This is a genomic window from Arthrobacter sp. UYCo732 (genome assembly GCF_040547265.1).
In the GTDB taxonomy this organism is placed as follows: domain Bacteria; phylum Actinomycetota; class Actinomycetes; order Actinomycetales; family Micrococcaceae; genus Arthrobacter.
On record NZ_JBEPPJ010000022.1, the window covers coordinates 45,036 to 59,347 of the forward strand.

Here is a 14,312-nt window from a genome sequence, read left to right on the forward strand (position 1 = left end):
CCCCGGCGGCTACAGGTTCGCTTCCGCGTAGATCCTCAGGGCATCCCGGACGAAGCCTGAGCCATCAGTGCCGCCGTAGTTCTTGGCGAACCGCGGGTCCGCGACGTACATCTCGCCGAGGCCCATGACGTACTCCTTAACATCGCCCCTGCCGCCCACACCTGCGCCACCCCCGCGGGCATCCGACGCTGGAGTGCCGGGGATGCCGGTCAGCCATGCGACGTGCCGTTGTGCAAGGGCCTGGGCTTCCGCGCTATCCGGCGCGATGCCGGCCGTGGCCGCGGCGGTCCAGTCCTCGCCCAACTGCTGTGATCGCTGCTTCCAGGCGGACTTCTGATCGGCGCCCATGCTGCGCCACCACGAATCCCCCTTCGCATACGAGTCCTTGCCCCACCGCTCTTCGACCTCGTCCTTGTACTGCGTGTGGTCGAAACCGTTGAACATGTCTTCCGCCAGGATTTCGCCGCCTCCTTTCACTGCGTTGATGGTTTGGGTGACTGACGCGATCTGCCGCGCCAGCCTGTCCTGTTCCTGCCTCAGCCATTCGAGATGGCCGGTGAGCGCCTTCGCGGCGTCCGTTTCGGCGTCGAGCACCTGGCTGATCACCGGCAGCCCGAGCCCCAGTCCACGCAGGAGCAGGATGCGCTGAAGCTGCACCAGGGCCGCCTGGTTGTAGTAGCGGTAGCCGTTGGTGCCGGTGCGGCTCGGTTTGAGCAGGCCGATGTCGTCGTAATACCGCAGCGTCCTGCTGGTGGTGCCGGCGATCCGGGCAATGTCCTGGATGGACCAGTCCATCTGCTCCTCCTTGCGCTGTTTGTTCTGGAGCCTGACTGTGGGTCCCGGCTGACATTTCCACGATAGATGTTGACGTAGCGTCAAGCTCAAGGGCCTCGGATCACCGAACATCAGGGCCTCCGGGTAAGTTTGAAGCATGGCTCTCTTTCCCACCTCCATGCCGCGCGCCCTGACCGCAGTGGCCGCCGCCGCCGTCGTTCTGGCCGTTTCCGGCTGTGCACAGCAGCTTTCGGTGGAGAACGCCGATGTACCCGCGTGGAAGGCCACGGCGATGCCCTCGGCCACCGGCATCGTGACCGAAGACGCGGGCAAGATCCTCAACGCCCGGCCCGTGGACCACACCCAGAATGTACCGGCAGGGAAGTACACGCTGACGCTGGTCTGTGAAGGCGGCGGTAAAGCTTTCCTCGCCGTGCGGTCCGGCGGCAAACAACTATTGGACCTCGGAGCGGCCTGCTACGGAACGCCCGAGACGACGAAAATCAGCCTCACGGAAACCGGGCCGCTGGAGCTCAGCGCCTCCAGCCTGGACGCACCGCTAATCTACGCGTACCAAGTGGTGGCCGGATAGTTCCCGACAACCTTCCCTACTTTAAGTAGGGGACGCTTCCCCGGTCCGGCTGGTGCTCCCGGCGTTACAGTCGGCCTATGCCCGCACTAAAGGGAGCGGCTCCGCGTCGTCTTTCTGCTTTTCTTCCGGGCCATCGCCTGTCCGGGAAGGGTTCCCTGCGTACCCGGCCGGTCATCGCCGTCGTGCTTTCGGCGGCGGCCGCCCTGCTGGCCGGCGCTGCACTGGCGGGGTGCGAATACAGCTACGACGACGGCTGGCAGCCTGCGCTCAACGACACCCTGGCCGCGCCCGCCGTCACCGACCCGGCTTTTGCCACCGATCCGTGGCAGAACGATCCCGTCGACGAGGCTGGCCTTGAAGCCTGGCTGGAGTCGGTCCAGCTCGGAACCGGGCTGCAGGTCGCGCACCGGGGCTACGGCCTGCTGCGCGCGGAGGAAATCCGGACCGAGATCGTGCCCAGCCTGTCGCCCGGAACGTACGTCTTAACGCTGGCATGCCGCAGCCAGCGGCCGGTCACCTTTACTGTCAGCAACGGCGAGTACACCATGCTGCACCTCAGCCTGCGTTGCGGCTCGACGCGGCAAAACGTGATTTACATGTCGGAGGAAACGGTGCTGACGTTCCGGGTGGAAGCTGGGTCAGAGGCTAATTACGCATACCGGCTGATCTGGCTTTGAGCCTCTGCCGCCGCAGGCCTGGCGCTACAGGATCCCGTGAACGCTTCGCTCAGGCAGCGCAGCCTTCAGGGCAGCGCAGCGTCTCCGGGCTGGCCGCGCACTCGGCGCAGTTCAACGTGAGGGTGCGGCAGCTGAGGTTGGAGCAATTCTCGAACTTGCTGGTGGGTGCGGCGCAGCGGACACATTCGCCGATGGTTTTTGCGTCCTCGCTGAACTCCAGGTGCATTCGCTTGTCGAAAACGTAGAGCGAGCCTTCCCACAGGCCCTGGTCCTTGAACCTTTCGCCGTAACGGACAATGCCGCCGTCGAGCTGGTAGACGTGCTTGAAGCCGCGGTTCACCATCAGGCTGGAGAGCACTTCGCAGCGGATCCCGCCCGTGCAGTACGTGACCACAGGTTTGTCCTTGAGGGCGTCGTACTTGCCGGAATCGAGTTCCTTGATGAAATCGTGCGTGGTGGCCACATCGGGAACGATCGCGTCCTTGAACTTACCGATCTGGGCCTCGAAGGCGTTGCGGCCGTCAAAGAACACCACATCCTCCCCGGCCTGCTTCCTGGCTTCCACCAGTTCGTGCAGCGCTTCGGGTTGGAGGTGCGTGCCGCCGCCCACCACGCCGTCCGCATCGACCTTGAGTTCGCCGGGGGCGCCGAAGGAGACAATCTCGTCCCGCACCTTGACGCTCAGCCGCGGGAAATCGTCGGCGCCCCCGTCGGACCATTTCACGTCGATGCCGTGGAAGCCCTTGTACTCGCGCGTGGTCTTCACATACTGCTTGACGGCGCCGATCTCGCCGCCCACCGTGGCGTTGATGCCGTCCTTGGAAATCAGGATGCGTCCTGTCAGCCCAAGTTTCTCGCAGAGGGCGCGTTGCCAGAGCCGCACCGCGTCCGGATCAGTGATGGGGGTAAAGCCGTAAAAGAGCACAATTCGGTTCAAAGCCACGTATTTAAGGGTACTGGGTTTGCCAGGCACTGGCCTGCCTGTCCGCTACGGGTGGCCTGGCCCCGCTGCGGCGGCGGCGTCGCATCTGTTCAGGGCGGTTTCGGCCGCCCGGTGGCCGACGACGGCGACGGCGACGGCGAACGACGAACGGCACCGCGGCGGCCGTGACGGCGGCCCCGCACGCACCGGCGCCACACTTAACCGCCCCGCGCTGCCGCGCCGTCACCCACCAGCCGTGACACTCGGGGTGGCGCTGGCCAGGAGGAACTGAACGCGGACGGAACGTTCATGGCTTCGGGGGATTCCGCCCGTCTGGTCTGGTCACGATTGCATAAGCAAGCACGGTCCCGGCAGCGAACCCCTGTTGCTTGTGACGGGGCTGGAATACCCTCATCACATGAGTCCGGACGCCATGGTTGAAGACATCACACACCTTCTTGCGGTCTGGGTAACTGGTTGGGCCGGTTGCCGCGGGTACCAAACATCAACTGAAGGCCGATTCCCCGCTGCACTGCGGGCCGACACCACCGGAGAATGGGAGTACTTCTCCCACGACCCTTCCGAGGACGAGTTCGCGGCCTTGGCAGCAAAGACCGCGGATGCCCCTACCCGGATACTGACCATCCTGACCAACGACGTCCTCCGGTATACCCAGCTGGCCGGGAAGCACGGGCTCAACATCACGTCCGCGTCGCAGGCCATGATGATCGTGGACATGGAAACCCAGGACACCGAGGATCCCTGGCTATCGGATGACGACCTGAACCTGGTCACCTCCGAACTGGACGGCGTCCACCATGCCGTAGTCCGCTCCGGCGACTCCGTGGCGGCCAGTGGCCGGGTACGTGTGGTGGGTGCGACCGCGGTTTTCGACAAGATTGTGGTCCAGCCCGCGTTCCAGCGCCGTGGCCTGGGCAGCTTCATCATGAAGGCCCTCGCGGCGCAGGCCATTGGCCCGGATGTGGAGAACGGCCTGCTGCTGGCTTCACTGGACGGCCAAAAACTGTATTCCCACCTGGGTTGGGCCACAGTCTGCCGTGTCCTGATGCTGTCCACCTCCGATGAGGGTGCGGACCTTTCCGTGGGCTGATTTTTCCGCGGATGAAAGAATGTTGGGGTGAACCCCCATGACTCGCTGATCCCGTTGCTGGGCCGCGGTTCGGACCCGGAGCAGCTCCGTCATGTCCGCACCATCCCCGCGCGCCAGGCGGTCCACGAACCGTGGCCGGGCTGGGCCCACCCCGATCTCGTGGCCGCCTATGGTTCTCTGGGCATCCACGAGCCCTACCGGCACCAGATCCAGGCCGCCGATCTTGCCCACGGGGGCGAGCACGTGGTGATTGCCACCGGTACCGCCTCCGGAAAATCCCTTGCCTACCAGCTGCCGGCTCTGGACGCCATCCACCGTTCCGAACTGCGGGTGCTGTCCGAGCCCGGAAAAATCCACGACGACGGCGCCGTGACGCTTTATCTCTCCCCCACCAAGGCGCTCGCCGCCGACCAGCTCGCCGCCATCCGTTCCTTGAATCTGTCCACTGTGCGCGCGGAGACATACGACGGCGACACCGACCCAGCGTCCCGGCGGTGGATCAGGGACCACGCCAACTTCATTCTGGCGAATCCGGACATGCTGCACTTCGGCATCCTGCCCAACCATGCGTGGTGGGCCAGCTTCTTCCGACGGCTGCGGTACGTGATTGTGGATGAAGCGCACAGCTACCGGGGCGTGTTCGGCTCGCACGTGGCCAACCTGATGCGCCGGCTGCGCCGCATCTGTGCGTACTACGGCGCCGGGACCTCCCACCCTGGCCCGGTGTTCATTGCGGCCTCTGCCACGGCCTCGGAGCCGGGGACGTCCTTCGGGCGCCTGATCGGCGCGCCGGTCCGGACCGTTGCCGAGGACAGCTCGCCGCATGGTTCCACCACGGTTGCGTTCTGGGAACCCGCTTTGACGGACCTCAAGGGCGAGAACGGGGCCAGGGAGCGGCGGACTGCCGTTGCTGAAACGGCCGATCTGTTGGCGAACCTGGTCTCGTCCAGGATCCGGACCATCGCCTTTATCAAGTCCCGGCGCGGCGCGGAGACCATAGCGTCCATCACCAAGCGCCTCCTGGAGGAGGTGGACCCCAGCCTTCCGCAACGTGTGGCCGCCTACCGGTCCGGCTACCTGCCGGAGGAGCGGCGCGCCCTCGAAAAGGCCCTCCGCTCCGGCGAGCTCCTGGGCGTCTCCAGTACGTCCGCACTGGAACTTGGGATCGACATCTCCGGACTGGACGCGGTGCTGGTGGCCGGCTGGCCAGGAACGCGCGCCTCGCTGTTCCAGCAGATCGGCCGCGCCGGACGCGCCGGCCAGGACGCCATCGCCGCCTTCGTAGCCAGCGATGATCCGCTGGACACCTACCTGGTGAACCATCCGGAGGCGATCTTCGACGTCTCCGTCGAGGCCACGGTGTTTGATCCCTCCAATCCGTATGTGCTGGGGCCGCACCTTTGTGCTGCCGCCGCGGAGCTCCCCCTCGGGGTGGCCGAGCTCGGCCTCTTCGGCGGCACCACCGAAAAGCTGCTGGGCCAGCTGGTGGCCCAGGGCTACCTGCGCCGCCGGCCGGCCGGCTGGTTCTGGACCCACTCCCAGAGCGCTGCCGCGATGGTGAACCTCCGGGCCGACGGCGGCGGACCAGTGAGCATCGTGGACGCGGACACCGGCTCCCTGCTGGGGACCATGGACTCGCCACAGACGCATTACCAGGCCCACACCGGGGCCGTTTACGTCCACCAGGGCGACAGCTACGTGGTGGAGGACCTGAACGAGGACGACCACTGCGTGGTGGTCCGCCGTGCCAACCCCGATTACTACACCACCGCCCGGGACGTCACCCAGATCGAGGTGCTCGAAACCCAGCGGACCGCCCAGTGGGGCGGCGTCGCTGTGCACTTCGGTGACGTCAAAGTGACAACCCAAGTGGTCTCCTTCCAGCGCAAGGCCCTGATATCCAACGAAATCCTGGGCGAGGAGCCCTTGGAGCTGGGAGCCCGGGACCTCTTCACCAAGGCTGTCTGGTTCGTGGTGGACAACCGTTCGCTGACCGGTGCCGGGCTGGACGAGGCACAGTTCCCGGGAGCCCTTCATGCCGCGGAACACGCAGCGATCGGGCTGCTGCCGCTTGTGGCTTCCAGTGACCGCTGGGATATCGGCGGTGTGTCCACGGCCATCCACGCTGACACCGGACTGCCCACCATCTTTGTGTACGACGGGCACCCCGGCGGCGCGGGCTTCGCCGAGCGCGGTTTCGACAAGGCGAAAGTCTGGCTCTCGGCGACGCGGGACGCCATCAACGCTTGTGAGTGTGAGTCAGGCTGCCCGTCCTGCGTCCAGTCCCCCAAATGCGGGAACAAGAACAATCCCCTGGACAAGGCTGCGGCCATCACGCTCATCAACGTCCTGCTCAAAGATGCGAGCGAGGCACCTTCCCGGAATGTGGAACTTCTGCCCCCGGCGGAACGCGCCCTCAATCCGGCGGCGGCTCACGGCGGCGGTCCGGCCCGCGCATGACCGCTGGCGGCACCGAGCATAGTCCGCGCAGTGAGCTGGGTCCGGACCTCGACGGTCTGCCCTGCCCCTTCCGTGCAGGTGACGAGGACGGCGTCATGCCGCGCTGCCACGTCGGCGGCCACGGTGCAGGGATCCCCCGGGGTCAGCCCGCGCAGGGCATCTGCCCCGGCGAGCGCAGCAAGGTCCGCCGCTGCAGCCGCACGGCTGGCCATCACCGCCGACTGGGCCAGGAGGAGCAAGAGGGCCATAGCCATGATGACCACCAGTGCGAGCCCAGCCGCCAGGACCGTTCCCGAGCCACGCTCCGGGTGGTCCCGGCACTGGCCGCTCATGCAGCACCGCTGGTCAGTTGCGTTAACCGCTCTGATGGCACGCCTTGGTGCGGCACGTGGCGGCCGGCCACCAGGAGCCGGGGTGGCGCCGCCAGTGACGGTGGCACCGCCAACGGCGGTGGCGCAGCCAGTGGCGGTGACGTGCGTGCGGCCGCAACCTGATCCAACGGGCGGGGCGGAACACCGGATGACATCGGCGTTTCGCTCCGGGCCGCGGCCTTCGCCGTCAGCGTCCAGGGCACCGTAACTCCCAGTGGGCCGCCGACCCTGTCCGCCACCGTGACGCTCAGCCACTCGCCGTCGGCCGCCACCGACGCAGTGGCCGATTTTCCCGCCAACGTCCTGACAATTCCCTCCACTGCGGCTAGGTCGTCACCGCGGGCCAATGCTCTGGCGCCGGCGTGGGCTGCCTCTTCGAGCCTGAGCTGGGTGACGCCGGCGGCGGCCCCGGACAGGCACAAAGCGAGCAACAGCAGGACAGCCGGCAGCACCACGGCGAACTCAGCCGTCACTGCGCCGTGGGCGTTCCCCGGCCCACGGCTGCCGCGACGGAGTGAAGCAACCTTCCGCATCCCCTCACCCTCCCGCCCGGTGTCCGGGTGCAGGGCCGCCGGCGTCAGGATCACGGCAAGGCCAGCGCCGTGCGGATGAGGTTCAAAAGGAACCCTCGTACTTCGTCGCTGCGCAGAATGAAGACGAGGAGTCCGGCGAACCCCACCGCGGCCAAGGTGGCGATCGCGTATTCGGCCGTGGCCATCCCGGCTTCCGAAGCGGAGGGGCGGCGCCTGCGGTTCTTCCGTCCGGTGGCACCCGGGTAAAGCTCCACCACGTTGCCGTTATGTTCGGCTGGCGCTTTCAGGTGCGGCCCATCCCCGGTGCCCGACGGTCCAGTGGTAGCCTCCGGTACAGCGGCGGCAAGAGCGTTTTGGCTGGTCATGATCATGGTTCCCTTCTGCAGTCCGGCCGAGTTGCCGGTTGCTTCGACTCTTCCCGGGTTCGATCGGGGCCGTAAGGGCGAACCTGCCCCAAGTGGAAAACCCCGCCTTTCAGCGGCCTGTGGAGGAAAGGACCGGAAAAGAGCCGGCATTGGCGACGGGCCGATGCCGGGCCTCGCACATCGTCGGCTTCACGCCGGACTCAGGTTCCGGCGGGCACCAGGGCGAGAAGAACCGGGACCACACCGAGGCAGATGAAGGCCGGCAGCGAACACAGGCCCAGCGGGATGACCAGCTTTACGCCCAGGGACGCTGCGCGCTTCTCTGCGGCCCGGAACCTCTCCCGGCGCAGCCTGGCGGCCTGGGCATACAGGATGGCCGACGACGGCGCGCCGGTCAGCGCAGCAAACCCGAGTGCATCGCGCAACTCCAGGATCTCCGGAAGCCGGACTTCGGAGCTGCGCCAGGCTGTCTCCCAGTCGGCTCCGATGGCGAGCGCTGAAACCACCGGGCGCAACGCCTTACTGTAGTCCTGGGACGAAGAAGCCGCGACAAGTTCCAGGGATCGTCCAATCCCTGATCCTGCATCCAGCATCGCGGCCACGAGGTCCAGCATCATGGCGGTGTCGCGCAATCCGGCTACACCCTCAGCGCCGCTCGCCCCTCCAGGGGCGGCCCGCGGACTCGGGATACCTGGCTGGTTGCCCGGTCCCCCGCTCACCCTCAGCAACCGGTGCCGTACCCGGCCTGACTGTGAAAAGGCCAGGCACGAAACGGCGATCAGCACAACGACGAGTGCCACTCCGGGCACCAGTGCATCCGTCACGGCGCGGCCCCAGCGGCGGCGTGGACCAGGCGGGCCGACCAGATTCGCCCGGCGACTGTCAGGGCCACCCCTGCCGCGAGCACCGCCATACCCAGCGGCGTCCCGAACAGTATCGCCAGCGGATCAACACCCAGCGCCATGCCCAGCCCCAACCCCAGTACTGGAAGCCAGGTCAGGAGACTCACAGTCGCCTTTGGGCCGGCCAAGGCCGTCTGTCTTGCCGCCTCAGCGTCATCTTCCACCTCCAACTGGGCTGCAAACCGCGCCAGGACATCAGCCAACGGACAGCCGCTGGCTTCGGCGATGTCAAAGCACGCGGCCAGCTCCAGCCAGGTCTGCTGCTCCCTGCCGGCAGTGCGCAAAAATGCTGCCGGGGCGGATTTCCTGATCGCCTCAGACACCGGCAGGCCCCTGAATGCGGCGGCCCGGACGGCGCCAAGCATCAGCAGGGAACCCGGGCTTAGGCTCGGGCCGTTCCGCCCGGGCTTTGACGCCTTTGATGGATCCGCCGGTCCGGCACTTTCCTCCGGCTGGCGTGAACCTGCTTCCGACCGGCCCTGGTGGACCAGCCACAATTCGTCCCACAGCCACGCTGGCGTGCGCCCACCCTTCAGCAACGCCGCCAGCTGCTGGACCACCAAGGTCAGGGAAAGCTGGCCCCCCTGCTGTCCGGCACGACGCACCTTCCGCCACGGAGCGCCGAGGGTGAAGCGCGGCCCGGAGCGGCCCGGTCCGGCGTCACCGTGCAGTGCACTGGGCCCACCGGAGCGGCCCGGTCCGGTGCTCCCCACGGCCCGCCGAAAACGGCCCGCGGCGCCACCGGGTGGCCTGAGCAGCAGGAGCACGACCGCGGCGAGAATCCCGGCCAGCATCCCCGTCATGCCGCTGCACCCAGTTCAGCAGACAGCCCCAGCCGCTCACTCAGCGATTCCCAGGCGGGACCCGCGGACGGCCGGCCACGCCGGGTCAGGAGCGCCGGAACCACAACGAGTCCGGCAGGCCCGTCCTGCACCACACCCACACAGGCCACATAACGCCCTTGGCGGGACCGCTCCACGTGGACCACCACGTCCAGCGCACTGGCTGCCTGAAGCCGGACAGCGTCCTGGCCAAGGCCTGCGAGAGCGCCCAGAGCTGTCAACCGCGCGGGGACGGCAGTGGCAGCATTCGCGTGGATGGTTCCGCCGCCGCCCGTATGACCGGTATTCATGGCAGTGAGGAGTTCCCGGACCTCGGCGCCGCGGCATTCCCCCACCACCAGCCGGTCCGGGCGCATCCGGAGTGCCTGCCGAACGAGATCGCCCAGATCCACTTCACCGCCGCCCTCCAGGTTTCCGTGCCGGGACTCCAGCGAAACAATGTGCGGATGGACGGGGTTCAGTTCGGAGGCGTCCTCAATCAGGACCAGCCGTTCGGCCGGTGAGCACAGCCCCAGCAGGGTGGAGAGCAGCGTGGTCTTTCCCGAACCCGTGGCTCCGCTGATGAGGAAGCTCAGGCGGTGCTGGACAATGCGTTCCAGAACTTCGTGCACCACGCCGCCGAACATGCCGCCGGACCGGAGTTCGTCCATGCTGAAGACCTGCTCGCGCCGTATCCTCACACTCAGCAGGGTGCCTGCTGTGGAAATCGGGGGCAGGACGGCATGCACGCGGTAACCGCCGTCGAGCCTGACATCAACGCACGGGGACCCGTCATCGAGCCGCCGGCCGCCGGCCGCCACGAGCCGTGAGGCAAGGGCCCTCACCTGGGCCTCGTTGGCGAAGGACACGCCGGCCGGTTCGATGCCCCTTCCCCGGTCGATCCACACCGAGTCCGGGGCATTCACAAAGATGTCGGTGACTTGGATATCGCGGGTCAGTTCCTGGAGGGGGCCGAGCCCGTTCAATTCGGCGCTGATCCGCTCGACGGCGGCGAGGGAGCCTGCAGTCCCAAGCAGCCGCCCGGTGGCCTGGACCGCTGCGGCAACACGGGACGCCGTGACCGGCCCGGCATCGGCCATGACTGATTCGCGGACCGTTTCCAGCAGTGCCGAATCAACACCGCGCGGATCCAGGACCCGGACCTGCCGGCGGCGTGGTCCGGTCAGCTGGCCCGAAGGAACCGGCACCGCCGGGGTCGGCGGCGGGTCAGGCCGCCTCGCACTCACGGCAGGTCTCCGGCAAGGATGTCGCCATCCAACAGATCGAGCACCGACGCGGCGAAGTGCCTGACGCTGCGCCGCTTGCCCAGATCGAGCAGCCGTCCGTTCTCCCCGGCCGCAGTGACGCCGCGCAGCTCAGGAACCCAGCCCTGGACCGGCAGCCCGACCGCGTCAGCTATCAGTCCCGCGTCCAGCGCGGCACCGGACTTGCCCCGGACCAGCAGCGCCGCCTCAACCGGCGGAAGTTCATGGAGCAGCCGGGCCGTAGCCACCGCAGCCTTCAACTGTGCCGGGACAACCACCAGAATGCGGTCACAGTCCCAGGCAAACTTGTGTAGTGGTTCTGCACCGCGGCCGATGTCCACCACCACCAGTTCATAGCCGCGCCGGGCAGCGTCCAGCACGCCACCCGTGGCAGTGGCGTCCACAGGAGCCTGACGATCGCGGCTGCCGGGCCAGGACAGGAACGAAAATCCGCCGGCGACCGGCAGGGAATCGGCGAGCTGCTCAGGATCGATGCTGCCGCTCGCGTCGGACAGGTCAGGCCACCGCAACCCCGGCACCTCTTCGGCGGCCAGCGCCAGTTCCAGCCCACCACCCCAGGGGTCCCCATCAACGAGCAATACGCGGACGCCCAGCCCGGCTGCGGCCTGGGCGATCCAGATGGCGGAGGTGGTGGAACCGGCCCCGCCGCAGCCGCCTGTCACGCCGAGGACGAGGCCGCCGGCTTCGGGCGAACGCGACCTGCTCAGGTACTCGGCCAGCCAGGCCGAGGCATCAGGAAGCACTGCCACCCGCTCGGCACCAAGAGCGGCGGCCAGGTGCCAAAGACTGTCGCCTTCCCCATTCAGGCCCACCAGCACTGCTGGTGCCCGGCGCCTCGGAGGCAGCTCACGGACGTCGCTCCCCACCAGCACGGCGGCTGCGGTGTCCCAGTACTTGGCCGCCTCCGCGACGTCCGCGACCACCCGCAACTGGCCGCCGGCGGCGGCCACGATCTGCTCCACCTCACCCTGAAGAAAGTCGTAGTCAGTGACCAGCAGCACCTCGGTGGCAGCAGAGTCCGGCAACCACGCCCCGGCACCGGATGCAGCTCCACCGCGAGGGGATGGCCGGGCACGGGACAGCTGGGACGATGGCTGCTCGGAAGGGGACGGCGATAGCTGGTGCCTGCTCATGCAGCAACTCTCCATCGCACCCGGTCAGGGAAACAGTGGCGGGCCGCGCTATGTGGACAACTACTGCTTCCCGTATTTTCGGTGGACGGCCTGCTTGCTGACCACAAGGCACAGAGCGATCGCTGCGATGCCACCAACGTCTTCATCCGTTCCACCTCCATGCCGTCAACATAAGGTGACGCCGATTGTGGCACAGCTACCGGCCCGGCCGGCGAAGCTCGGCCGCCCGATCCGTCCACCGTGCCAGCGCCGTCGGCCGCCCGCGCCGTCAGCCCGGGCCTCCGCCACAAGGCAGAATTGAACCTATGTACCTGCTGCTCGCCGCCCACTCACACGGCGCAGCCCTCCAGCAGGTCACCCAGGCGGGCGACCCCCACCCGGACCGCCCCGAACCGCGGCTGATCAGCGCAAGCGAGCTGCCCGGCGTCGTACGCCACCTCGAGACCCGGCCCCGCGAGGCACCGCCGCGCTGGATCTGGCACCGCACGCAGGACTGGTACCCCGCGCTGCTGGCAGCGGGTGTGGAACTGGACCGCTGCTATGACCTCAGCCTGTGCGGCACCATCCTGGCGCATTCGCAGTTCACGGCCCACACCGAGTACGCCCTGAACGCCGAAAAGGTCACGCTGGACGATCCCCAGGAACCGCCCCGCGGCCTCCAGCCGCCGGCCCCGCCCGCGGAGCAGGGCGCCCTGTTCGAGGACCTCCGGCACCGGTCGCCGCGCCATACCCTGGCGGAACTGCGCACCGAATACGCCGCCCAGCAGGCGGCGCTGGCCTCCGCCGCCCCGGAGGAGAACAAGCGGAAGCGGCTGCAACTGCTGCTTGCCGCCGAGTCCGCCGGGGCCATGATCGCTGCCGAGATGCAGCACAGCGGCGTCCCCTGGCGGGCGGACCTGCACGAGCAGATCCTGGCCGATTATCTGGGACCGCGACCGGCTTCGGGCCACCGGCCAGCGAAGCTTGAAGCCCTGAACACCGAACTCCGGTCCCGCCTGAACTCCCCCGCACTGAACCCCGATTCGCCGCAGGAACTGATGCGTGCCCTGCACCGCAACGGCATCGAGGTCAAAAGCACCCGGCAGTGGGAGCTGATGGAGTCGAACCATCCCGCCATCGAACCGCTCCTCGCCTACAAAAAACTGTCCCGCCTGCACACCGCCAACGGGTGGGCCTGGCTGGACGCATGGGTGAAAAACGGCCGCTTCCAGCCCGAGTACGTGGTGGGCGGGGTGGTGTCCGGGCGCTGGGCCTCGCGGGGCGGCGGCGCCCTGCAGATTCCGCGCCAGGTCCGCGGTGCGGTCCACGCCGATCCCGGCCACAAGCTCATCGTCGCGGACGCGGCCCAACTGGAGCCGCGGGTGCTGGTGGCGCTCGCCCAGGATGCCAAAATGGCTGCGTCCGCGCGCGACAAGGACCTCTACGCGGGCATCGCCGCGCAAGGATTCGGCGGCGACCGCGGCAAGGCGAAGATGGCCCTGCTGGGGGCCATGTACGGCGCCACGACAGGTGAATCCGGACGGCTGATGCCGCAGCTGGCCCGCACCTACCCGCGGGCCGTGGGCTTTGTGGAGCAGGCGGCGCGCGACGGCGAGGCAGGCGGTACCGTGACCACGCGGCTGGGCCGCAGCAGCCCACCGCCGTCGGAACACTGGTTCCGGAGCCAGCAATCGGCCACCGCGGAGGAACAGCGACGCGCAGAATCGATCGCCCGCTCCCGCGGCCGCTTTACCCGCAACTTCGTGGTCCAGGGATCGGCCGCCGACTGGGCTGCGTGCTGGCTGGCGGAATTACGACGGCGGCTGCGCGCGTTGCGTGCCGACGGTTCTGTTCAGGCGGAACTCGTTTTTTTCCTGCACGACGAAGTGATGGTCCACGCCCCCGAGGCCGGCGTGGCGGCCTGTATCCGCGCCATCGAGGAAGCAGCCGCCGCGGCGAAGGAACTCCTGTTCGGACCCATCCCGGTGGAATTCCCGGTCAGCGTGGCCGTGGTGGACTCCTACGACAACGCCAAGTAGCCGAAAGTAACTTACCCGGCAGTAGCTCGCCAGATCCCCTTGGCCGCGTTAGAGTAAGTGGTTCCGGGCGCCGAACGCCCGGCAACATATGCAATGGCGCATACTACAGGGGGAGGTCCGGCTCATGCCCGGAAAGTTTGAAATACATCGAGTAGGCCACGAAGCGTATCGGTTCAGGCTCACCGATAAAAACGGTAAGGTTGTGGCCGTTTCGCCCGACTTCCCGCACCTCAGTGCCCTGAAAGACGGCATCAAGGCCTTACGGGAAAATGCGGCCACCGGCGTTGTGGTGGATCTGCGCCAGAAACCGCCCAGCAGCTAGGCGCGAAGCTGGGCCGGGCCGCTGC

General features: G+C 67.6%; 15 protein-coding genes. 6 read left to right on the forward strand and 9 right to left on the reverse strand.

Annotated features, from left to right (window positions below):
• Nucleotides 1-9: 9 nt before the first annotated feature.
• Nucleotides 10-795 carry a MerR family transcriptional regulator gene (locus tag ABIB45_RS19660; protein WP_354217526.1) on the reverse strand — a complete coding sequence of 262 codons (786 nt, stop codon included), beginning with the start codon at nt 793-795 and terminating at the stop codon, nt 10-12.
• Nucleotides 796-931: 136 nt separating this feature from the next.
• Here ABIB45_RS19660 and ABIB45_RS19665 point away from each other — a divergent pair, with 136 nt between their 5' ends.
• Together ABIB45_RS19665 and ABIB45_RS19670 are read left to right on the forward strand one after the other, a co-directional pair.
• Nucleotides 932-1,366, forward strand: a complete 435-nt coding sequence (locus ABIB45_RS19665) for a DUF6023 family protein (protein WP_354217527.1) — start codon at nt 932-934, stop codon at nt 1,364-1,366.
• Nucleotides 1,367-1,443: 77 nt separating this feature from the next.
• Entirely contained in the window at nt 1,444-2,043 is a 600-nt protein-coding gene (locus tag ABIB45_RS19670) for a hypothetical protein (protein WP_354217528.1), read from the forward strand.
• Between the two features lie 49 nt (nt 2,044-2,092).
• Here ABIB45_RS19670 and trhO read toward each other — a convergent pair whose 3' ends face one another.
• Nucleotides 2,093-2,986: an oxygen-dependent tRNA uridine(34) hydroxylase TrhO gene (gene trhO, locus ABIB45_RS19675; RefSeq protein ID WP_354217553.1), complete on the reverse strand. Its 894-nt coding sequence runs from the start codon at nt 2,984-2,986 to the stop codon at nt 2,093-2,095.
• Nucleotides 2,987-3,383: 397 nt separating this feature from the next.
• Between trhO and ABIB45_RS19680 the strand changes: the two genes are divergently transcribed.
• The gene (locus ABIB45_RS19680; protein WP_354217529.1) at nt 3,384-4,076 is read left to right on the forward strand and encodes a GNAT family N-acetyltransferase; all 693 of its coding nucleotides are present in this window, start codon (nt 3,384-3,386) and stop codon (nt 4,074-4,076) included.
• A gap of 27 nt (nt 4,077-4,103) precedes the next feature.
• A complete protein-coding gene (locus tag ABIB45_RS19685) occupies nt 4,104-6,536 on the forward strand; it encodes a DEAD/DEAH box helicase (protein WP_354217530.1) in 2,433 nt (810 codons plus the stop codon).
• On the opposite strand, the gene ABIB45_RS19690 is transcribed toward ABIB45_RS19685, so the two are convergent.
• The 7 genes from ABIB45_RS19690 to ssd form a co-directional block, all read right to left on the reverse strand.
• The gene (locus ABIB45_RS19690; protein ID WP_354217531.1) at nt 6,509-6,868 is read right to left on the reverse strand and encodes an Rv3654c family TadE-like protein; all 360 of its coding nucleotides are present in this window, start codon (nt 6,866-6,868) and stop codon (nt 6,509-6,511) included. The two genes, ABIB45_RS19685 and ABIB45_RS19690, sit on opposite strands and share 28 nt — an antisense overlap.
• Entirely contained in the window at nt 6,865-7,494 is a 630-nt protein-coding gene (locus ABIB45_RS19695; protein WP_354217532.1) for a TadE family type IV pilus minor pilin, read from the reverse strand. The genes ABIB45_RS19690 and ABIB45_RS19695 overlap by 4 nt, the downstream gene beginning before the upstream one ends.
• Nucleotides 7,491-7,811, reverse strand: coding sequence for a DUF4244 domain-containing protein (locus tag ABIB45_RS19700; protein WP_502909200.1), 321 nt, complete (start codon nt 7,809-7,811; stop codon nt 7,491-7,493). Before ABIB45_RS19700 ends, ABIB45_RS19695 begins: the two co-directional genes overlap by 4 nt.
• A gap of 194 nt (nt 7,812-8,005) precedes the next feature.
• Nucleotides 8,006-8,629 (reverse strand): type II secretion system F family protein, encoded by a 624-nt coding sequence (locus ABIB45_RS19705; RefSeq protein ID WP_354217534.1) that lies wholly within the window; start codon nt 8,627-8,629, stop codon nt 8,006-8,008.
• A complete protein-coding gene (locus tag ABIB45_RS19710) occupies nt 8,626-9,510 on the reverse strand; it encodes a type II secretion system F family protein (RefSeq protein ID WP_354217535.1) in 885 nt (294 codons plus the stop codon). The genes ABIB45_RS19705 and ABIB45_RS19710 overlap by 4 nt, the downstream gene beginning before the upstream one ends.
• Nucleotides 9,507-10,715 (reverse strand): TadA family conjugal transfer-associated ATPase, encoded by a 1,209-nt coding sequence (locus ABIB45_RS19715; RefSeq protein ID WP_354217554.1) that lies wholly within the window; start codon nt 10,713-10,715, stop codon nt 9,507-9,509. Before ABIB45_RS19715 ends, ABIB45_RS19710 begins: the two co-directional genes overlap by 4 nt.
• A 56-nt stretch (nt 10,716-10,771) precedes the next feature.
• Nucleotides 10,772-11,947, reverse strand: a complete 1,176-nt coding sequence (gene ssd / locus ABIB45_RS19720) for a septum site-determining protein Ssd (protein WP_354217536.1) — start codon at nt 11,945-11,947, stop codon at nt 10,772-10,774.
• A 305-nt stretch (nt 11,948-12,252) separates the two neighbouring features.
• On the opposite strand from ssd, the gene ABIB45_RS19725 reads away from it, so the two are divergent.
• Nucleotides 12,253-13,965, forward strand: a complete 1,713-nt coding sequence (locus ABIB45_RS19725; protein ID WP_354217537.1) for a bifunctional 3'-5' exonuclease/DNA polymerase — start codon at nt 12,253-12,255, stop codon at nt 13,963-13,965.
• A 124-nt stretch (nt 13,966-14,089) separates the two neighbouring features.
• Nucleotides 14,090-14,287, forward strand: a complete 198-nt coding sequence (locus ABIB45_RS19730) for a YegP family protein (protein ID WP_354217538.1) — start codon at nt 14,090-14,092, stop codon at nt 14,285-14,287.
• The last annotated feature ends 25 nt before the right edge of the window (nt 14,288-14,312 follow it).